The organism is uncultured Amnibacterium sp. (assembly GCF_964244015.1).
In the GTDB taxonomy this organism is placed as follows: Bacteria; Actinomycetota; Actinomycetes; order Actinomycetales; family Microbacteriaceae; genus Amnibacterium.
In genome coordinates, this window is sequence record NZ_CAXTHO010000009.1 from 34193 (window position 1) to 41141 (window position 6949).

General features: G+C 72.8%; 7 protein-coding genes and 1 riboswitch. All 7 genes read left to right on the forward strand.

Annotated elements, in window-relative coordinates; all coding sequences use genetic code 11:
* Window positions 1-516 (forward strand): AbfB domain-containing protein (locus ACFE67_RS02245; protein WP_375405245.1); only part of this gene is annotated, 516 nt, incomplete at its 5' end.
* Between the two features lie 73 nt (window positions 517-589).
* Complete coding sequence (locus ACFE67_RS02250) at window positions 590-1414, forward strand: exodeoxyribonuclease III (protein WP_375405246.1); 825 nt, start codon at window positions 590-592, stop codon at window positions 1412-1414.
* Between the two features lie 47 nt (window positions 1415-1461).
* Entirely contained in the window at window positions 1462-2469 is a 1008-nt protein-coding gene (gene trpS, locus ACFE67_RS02255; RefSeq protein WP_375405247.1) for a tryptophan--tRNA ligase, read from the forward strand.
* Window positions 2470-2559: 90 nt separating this feature from the next.
* Window positions 2560-3660, forward strand: coding sequence for an NAD(P)/FAD-dependent oxidoreductase (locus ACFE67_RS02260; protein WP_375405248.1), 1101 nt, complete (start codon window positions 2560-2562; stop codon window positions 3658-3660).
* A 95-nt stretch (window positions 3661-3755) separates the two neighbouring features.
* A riboswitch (FMN riboswitch) is annotated at window positions 3756-3890 on the forward strand.
* A gap of 121 nt (window positions 3891-4011) precedes the next feature.
* Complete coding sequence (ribD, locus tag ACFE67_RS02265; protein ID WP_375405253.1) at window positions 4012-5010, forward strand: bifunctional diaminohydroxyphosphoribosylaminopyrimidine deaminase/5-amino-6-(5-phosphoribosylamino)uracil reductase RibD; 999 nt, start codon at window positions 4012-4014, stop codon at window positions 5008-5010.
* Entirely contained in the window at window positions 5011-5637 is a 627-nt protein-coding gene (locus tag ACFE67_RS02270; RefSeq protein ID WP_375405249.1) for a riboflavin synthase, read from the forward strand.
* Window positions 5637-6908: a GTP cyclohydrolase II gene (gene ribA, locus ACFE67_RS02275; RefSeq protein WP_375405250.1), complete on the forward strand. Its 1272-nt coding sequence runs from the start codon at window positions 5637-5639 to the stop codon at window positions 6906-6908. The genes ACFE67_RS02270 and ribA overlap by 1 nt, the downstream gene beginning before the upstream one ends.
* Window positions 6909-6949 lie beyond the last annotated feature (41 nt).

A 6949-nucleotide genomic window follows, 5' to 3' on the forward strand; every position in this document is an offset into this window, starting at 1 on the left:
ACCGGCACCGGCACGGCGACCGGCACGAAGGCGGGCGTCGTCCGCACCGCAGTGAAGCTCGCCACGGGCAGCACCGTCAGCCTCTCCCCCGCCTCGAAGTCCGGCAGCCGCGTCGCGCACACCGGCACGAAGGTCACGATCAAGAAGGCGAGCAAGAGCAGCTCGAAGACCGTCAAGAAGGCGACGTCGTGGATCGTCCGCGCCGGTGTGGGCTCGAAGAAGGGGTACTCCTTCGAGTCGGTGGACAGGAAGGGGTACTACCTCGCCGCTCCTGCGGACGGGACGGGTACCGCGTCGCTCCTGAAGAAGTCCGGCTCGGCCTCCTTCGCGAAGCGCGTCACCTTCTCCGCCGTGAAGGGATCGATGGGCGCCGCCGTCTCACTCCGCCTGACGGCGAGGCCGACGAGCTCCCTGAAGGTGAGCGGCTCGAAGCTGGTCGCCGGAACGGTCGGGAAGTCGATGAGCGCCACGATGGCCGCGGACTTCACGCTGCCGAAGGGACTCGCGAAGCGGTGATCGCCCGAGCGAGGCGGCGCGGCGGCGCGCCGCGCTGCCTCGCCTAGGCTTGCCGATCGTGGGTGGACCGACCGTGAGAGTCGCGACCGTCAACGTGAACGGCGTCCGTGCCGCCTTCCGCAAGGGGATGGGCGCGTGGCTCGACGGCCGCGGGGTCGACATCCTCGCGCTGCAGGAGGTGCGTGCCGACACCTCCGACCTCGAGGGCCTGCTCGGCCCCGAGTGGAACGTGCTGCACGATGCCGCGACCGCGAAGGGCCGCTCCGGCGTCGCCATCGCCTCCCGAGGCAGGGCGGAGATCCACCGCGTCGCGATCGGCGACGAGGACTTCGACACCGCCGGCCGCTGGATCGAGGCCGACTACGCCGTGGGCGACGAGATCCTCACCGTCGTGTCCGCCTATGTGCACTCCGGCGAAGTCGGGTCGCCCAAGCAGGTCGACAAGTACCGGTTCCTGGACGCGTTCGAGGCGCGGATGCCGGAGCTGACCGCACACAACCCGCTCGCCGTGATCGTCGGCGACCTGAACGTCGCGCACCGCAGCCTGGACATCAAGAACTGGAAGGGCAACCTGAAGAACTCGGGCTTCCTGCCCGAGGAGCGCGCCTACTGGGACCGGTTCGTCGGCGCGGAGGGGGACGCGGACTACAACGCCGGCGGCGGCCTCGGCTGGGTCGACCTCGGACGCCGTGCGGCCGGCGAGGTCCAGGGCCCCTACACCTGGTGGTCGTGGCGCGGTCAGACGTTCGCGAACGACGCCGGCTGGCGCATCGACTACCAGCTGGCCTCCCCGGCCCTGGCCGAGCGGGTCGAGTCCGTCACGGTCGACAAGGCGGCCACGCGGGACGAGCGATGGTCCGATCACACGCCCGTGGTCGTCGACTACCGGCTCGGCTGACGCGCCGCCCCCCTCCTTCCCCTCCTCACGTCGTCAGAGAGACCCTCATGAGCACCAGGCCCCGAATCTTCTCCGGCATCCAGCCGTCGGCCGACTCGCTGCACATCGGCAACTACATCGGGGCCATCCAGCAGTGGGCGGCGATGCAGGACGACTTCGACGCGATCTTCTGCATCGTCGATCTGCACGCGATCACGGTGCCGCAGGACCCGAAGGCGCTGCGGGACGCGACCCGCACGCTCGCGGTGCAGTACATCGCCGCGGGCATCGACCCCGAGCGCTCGACGATGTTCGTGCAGTCGCAGGTGCCCGCGCACGCGCAGCTCGCCTGGATCCTGAACGGCATCACCGGGTTCGGCGAGGCCGGCAGGATGACGCAGTTCAAGGACAAGTCCGCCCGGAACGGCGCGGACGCCGCGAGCGTCGGCCTGTTCACGTACCCGGTGCTGATGGCGGCCGACATCCTCCTGTACGACACCGAGCTGGTGCCGGTGGGTGACGACCAGAAGCAGCACGTGGAGCTCGCCCGCGATCTGGCGCAGCGGTTCAACACCCGCTTCGGGCAGACCTTCACGGTGCCGAAGCCGCAGATCCAGAAGGAGACCGCCAGGATCTACGACCTCCAGACCCCGACGGCGAAGATGAGCAAGTCCGCCACGACCGACTCCGGCATCGTCTGGATGCTCGACGAGCCCGCGGTGATCGCGAAGAAGATCCGGTCCGCCGTGACCGACACCGGCCGGGAGGTGCGATTCGATCGCGGCGAGAAGCCGGGCGTCTCGAACCTGCTCGCGATCCTCTCCGCGTTCCGTGGTGTGCCGATCGCGACGCTCGAGGCCGAGTACGAGGGCCGCGGCTACGGCGACTTCAAGCGCGACGTCGCCGACGCGGTGGTGGAGGCGTTCGGTCCGATCCGCGAGCGCACGCGGGAGCTGCAGAGCGACCCGGCGGAGGTGGACCGCATCCTCGCGGCCAGCGCCCAGCGCGCCCACGGGCTGGCCTCGGCGAAGCTCGCCGACGTGCACGAGAAGGTCGGCCTCTACCCCTCGCTCTGATTCCGTTTTGAAGGAGTTCCTGCGCCTCCGGCGGAAGAACTCCTTCAAAACGGAATCTGCCGGCAACACGGGTCGGGTAGAGATGTGCGCATGACGCAGACGGCGGACATCGCGATCATCGGTGGCGGCATCGCGGGGCTGTCGCTCGCGGCGGCGATCGGCGGCCGCGCATCCGTGATCGTGCTCGAGGCGGAGCCCGAGCTGTTCCACCACACCTCGAGCCGGTCCGCTCAGCAGATGCAGCCGACCTACGGGCCCGCGCCGGTCCGTGCGCTCACCACCGCCTCCATCCCGATGGTGGAGGCGAAGGCGGACGCCGCCGGGGTGGCGATCTACCTGTCGCGCCCGCTGCTCTGGGTGCACTACGACGAGGCACCCGATCGCTTCGACGACCTGCTGGCGACGGTATCGGGGCTCACCCCGATCGGCGCGGACGAGGCGGTCCGCCTCCTGCCCGCGCTGCACCGGGCGCCGCTGGTCGACGCGGCGATCGACCTCTCCGCCGTCGAGGTCGACGTGCCGACGCTGCTCGCGTGGTACCGGGCGGACGCGGTCGCCTCCGGTACGGCGATCGTCGCGAGCTCGCGCGTCACTGCGGCCGAGCGGGTGGGCGACCTCTGGAGCCTGACCGCGGGGACCGAGACCGTGGAGGCACCGGTCGTCGTGAACGCGGCCGGCGCCTGGGTCGATCGGGTCGCCGGGCTGTTCGGGGTCAGGCCGCGCGGCCTGACCCCGAAGCGGCGGACCGTCGCGGTCGCCCCGGCGAGCCGGCAGGTGGACCCCCGGTGGCCGATGGCCTCCGACGTCGCCGACCTGTTCTACTTCCGCCCGCGCGGCGAGACGATCCTCGCCTCCGCGCTCGAGGACACCGCGAGCGAGCCGGAGGACGCCCAGCCGCTCGACGACATCGTGCAGACGGTGCTGCAGCGGGTGAACGCGGTCACCGACCTCGACCTCGGCACGCCGATCGCGACGTGGACGGGGCTGCGCACCCTGTCCCCCGACACGTCCCCGGTGGTCGGGTTCGACGACGCCGTGCCGGGGTTCTACTGGCTCGCGGGGCAGGGCGGCTACGGCATCCAGACCTCCGCCTCGCTCGCGCAGGTCGCCGCCGCCGATCTGCTGGGTGCCGACCACGGCCTCACCGGGCTGGACGGCGTGCTGGAGCAGCTCTCGCCCGCTCGCTTCTGAGCGGACCGCCGCGCCGCCCCGGGGCGCGGGACGAGGAGGCGTACGAGCGCGCGGGCAGGGGCGTCGTCCACCGGCGGTAGAGTGCGGCGAAGCAACACGTGCTCCGGGGTCGGTGCAATTCCGAACCGGCGGTCAAAGTCCGCGAACCCGCGTCACCCTCCGGGGAGATCCGGGCCGATCCGGTGGAACTCCGGAACCGACAGTCACAGTCTGGATGGGAGAAGCACGGGGGTGTTCCGCGACCGCGGAACGCCCGGCGGCGCCGTTCCGCAACCCCCCGGAGCACCCGGATGAGGGAAGGAACGCGTGGTCCTCGCGGCGGTCGGCACCGATGCGCACGTGGTGCGCGCGATGCGCCGCGCGCTCGACCTCGCCCGGCGCGGCCCGGCCGGCGGCCCCAACCCGCAGGTCGGATGCGTGCTGCTCGGCCCGGACGGGGAGCTGCTCGCCGAGGGATGGCACCGCGGGGCAGGCAGCCCGCACGCGGAGGCCGACGCCCTGTCGAGGGTGCCGGCCGGCGCCGCAGCAGGGGCGACGGCCGTGGTCACCCTGGAACCCTGCGACCACACGGGCCGGACCGGCCCCTGCTCGGCGGCGCTGATCGCTGCGGGCGTCGACCGCGTCGTGTTCGCGCAGCAAGACCCGAACCCGCTCGCCGCCGGAGGCGCCGGACGGCTGCGCGCCGCGGGAGTCGAGGTGGAGGCGGGCGTGCTCGCCGACGAGGCGGCCGCGCTGAACGAGCGCTGGTCCACCTCCCTCCGCCTCGGCCGGCCATGGGTCACCGCGAAGTGGGCGTCGAGCCTCGACGGTCGCGTGGCCGCCGCGGACGGCTCCAGCCGCTGGATCACGGGCGTCGAGGCGCGGGAGGACGTGCACCGGCGGCGGTCCGAGCACGGCGCGATCGTCGTCGGCGCCGGCACGCTCCGCGCCGACGACCCGGCGCTCACCGCGAGGGACCGCGACGGTGCGCTCCTCCCCCACCAGCCGCGGCCGGTCTTCGTCGGCCGGGACGAGCCCTCCGCCGACGCCGCCGTGCGGGCGCATCCGCGCTCCCTCCTGCACGTGCGGTCGCACGATCCGCACGTGGCGCTGCGCGCGATCGCGGAGACCGGCGCGACGAGCGCGTTCCTCGAGGGCGGTCCCACGCTGGTCTCCGCCTACCTCGCGGCCGGGCTGGTCGACGAGGTGCTCGTGTACCTCGCGCCGACGCTGCTCGGCGGCGACCGGCTCGCGACGCTCGACCTCGGCGTGCCCACCATCGCCGCGCAGCGGCGCCTGCAGGTGCGCGACGTCCATCGACTCGGCGAGGACGTGCTGGTCGTCGCCCGCCCCATGCTTCAGGAGGCATAGATGTTCACCGGGATCATCGAGGAGCGGGGCCGCATCACCCGCTGGGAGCGGACCGCGGAGGGCGGCGCACGGCTCACGATCGACGCGCCGCGCGTGACGGGGGACGCCGGGCACGGCGACTCCATCGCGGTCAGCGGCGTCTGCCTCACCGTCGTCGAGTTCGGCGATGGCCGCTTCACCGCGGACGTGATGGGCCAGACGCTCGCCGTCAGCGCGATCGCGGACCTCGGCGAGGGCGACGACGTGAACCTGGAGCGGGCCGCGAAGGTCGGCGACCGCCTCGGCGGCCACATCGTGCAGGGACACGTCGACGGCGTCGGCGAGCTGCTGCAGGTCCGCGACGAGGGGTCGTGGCGCGTGCTGCGCTTCTCGCTCCCCGCCGACCTGGCGCCGCTCGTGGTCGACAAGGGGTCGATCGCGATCGCCGGCACCTCCCTCACCGTCTCGGCCGTCGGCCGGGAGGGGCCGGCGCACTGGCTCGAGGTGAGCCTGATCCCCGAGACGCTCACCGCGACGACGCTCGGCGACCTCGCCGCCGGCGCGCGGGTGAACCTGGAGACCGACGTGCTGGCCCGGCACGTCGCGCGACTGCTGGCCCTCGCGCCGGTGCAGGAGGGGGTGGTCTGATGCCGCTGGCACCGGTGGAGGAGGTCGTCGCCGCGGTCCGCGACGGCCGCATCGTGATCGTCGCCGACGACGAGGCGCGGGAGAACGAGGGCGACGCGATCGTGTCCGCCGCGCTCGCGACACCCGAGACGATCACCTGGATCGTGAACCACACCTCCGGCTTCATCTGCGCGCCGATGACGAACGCGATCGCGGACCGGCTCGAGCTGCCGATGATGGTGCGCGACAACCAGGACCCGCGCGGCACCGCCTACACGGTGAGCGTCGACGCGGCCGATCGGCTGTCGACCGGGATCAGCGCCGCCGACCGCGCTCATACGCTGAACGTGCTGGCGGACCTCGCCTCGACCCCGGCCTCGGTGCACCGGCCGGGCCACATCCTGCCGCTGCGCGCCGTCGACGGCGGCGTCCGCGAGCGCGGCGGGCACACCGAGGCGTCGGTCGACCTGATGAAGCTCGCCGGGCTGCCTCCGGTCGCCGCGATCTCGGAGATCGCGTCCCCCGACGGCACGATGACGCGCCTGACCGGGCTGCTCGAGCTCGGGCAGCGGGAGGGGCTCCTCGTCACCACGGTCGCCGCGATCCGCGAGTACCTCGACGCCCATCCGCTCGAGTGCGACGAGGCGGCGATCTCCGTCCCGACACCCGCCGCCCGCGTTCGCTTCGAGGTGGAGACGAACCTCCGCACCACCCACGGCGTCTTCCGCGCCCGCGCCTACCGCGACCTGCTGACCGGTGACGAGCACGTCGCGCTCGTCGCCGACGGGGACGGCGCGCTGCCGCCGCTCGTGCGCGTGCACTCGGAGTGCCTCACCGGTGAGGCGTTCGGCTCGATGCAGTGCGAGTGCGGCCCGCAGCTCGATGCGGCGCTCGACCGCGTGCAGCACGACGGCGGCGCGGTCGTCTATCTCCGCGGCCAGGAGGGGCGCGGCATCGGCCTGACCGACAAGCTCCGCGCGTACCGGCTGCAGGAGGACGGGCTCGACACCCTGGATGCGAACCTCGCGCTCGGGCTGCCGGTCGACGCCCGCGAGTACGGCGCGGCCGCGGCGATCCTCGCGGACCTCGGCTTCGACACCGTGCGGCTGCTGACGAACAACCCCGACAAGATCACGCAGCTGGAGGCGCACGGCGTGCGGATCGCCTCGCGTCAGCCGCTCGTGGTCGGCATCGGGCCCGCGAACCAGCGCTACCTCGACACCAAGCGGGAGCGCATGGGCCACCTGATCGACCGCCCGCGCGCGGTGGACGCCGAACGGAGGGCGGGATGAGCACCGAGGGCAAGCCGGACGAGCAGCAGGTCGACGGGACC

What these genes read in the sequence shown, in the direction of transcription:
- trpS (WP_375405247.1), top strand. Translation starts at nt 1,462, where the DNA reads ATGAGCACCAGGCCCCGAATCTTCTCCGGCATCCAGCCGTCGGCCGAC.
- ACFE67_RS02260 (WP_375405248.1), top strand. Translation starts at nt 2,560, where the DNA reads ATGACGCAGACGGCGGACATCGCGATCATCGGTGGCGGCATCGCGGGG.
- ribD (WP_375405253.1), top strand. Translation starts at nt 4,012, where the DNA reads ATGCGCCGCGCGCTCGACCTCGCCCGGCGCGGCCCGGCCGGCGGCCCC.
- ACFE67_RS02270 (WP_375405249.1), top strand. Translation starts at nt 5,011, where the DNA reads ATGTTCACCGGGATCATCGAGGAGCGGGGCCGCATCACCCGCTGGGAG.
- ribA (WP_375405250.1), top strand. Translation starts at nt 5,637, where the DNA reads ATGCCGCTGGCACCGGTGGAGGAGGTCGTCGCCGCGGTCCGCGACGGC.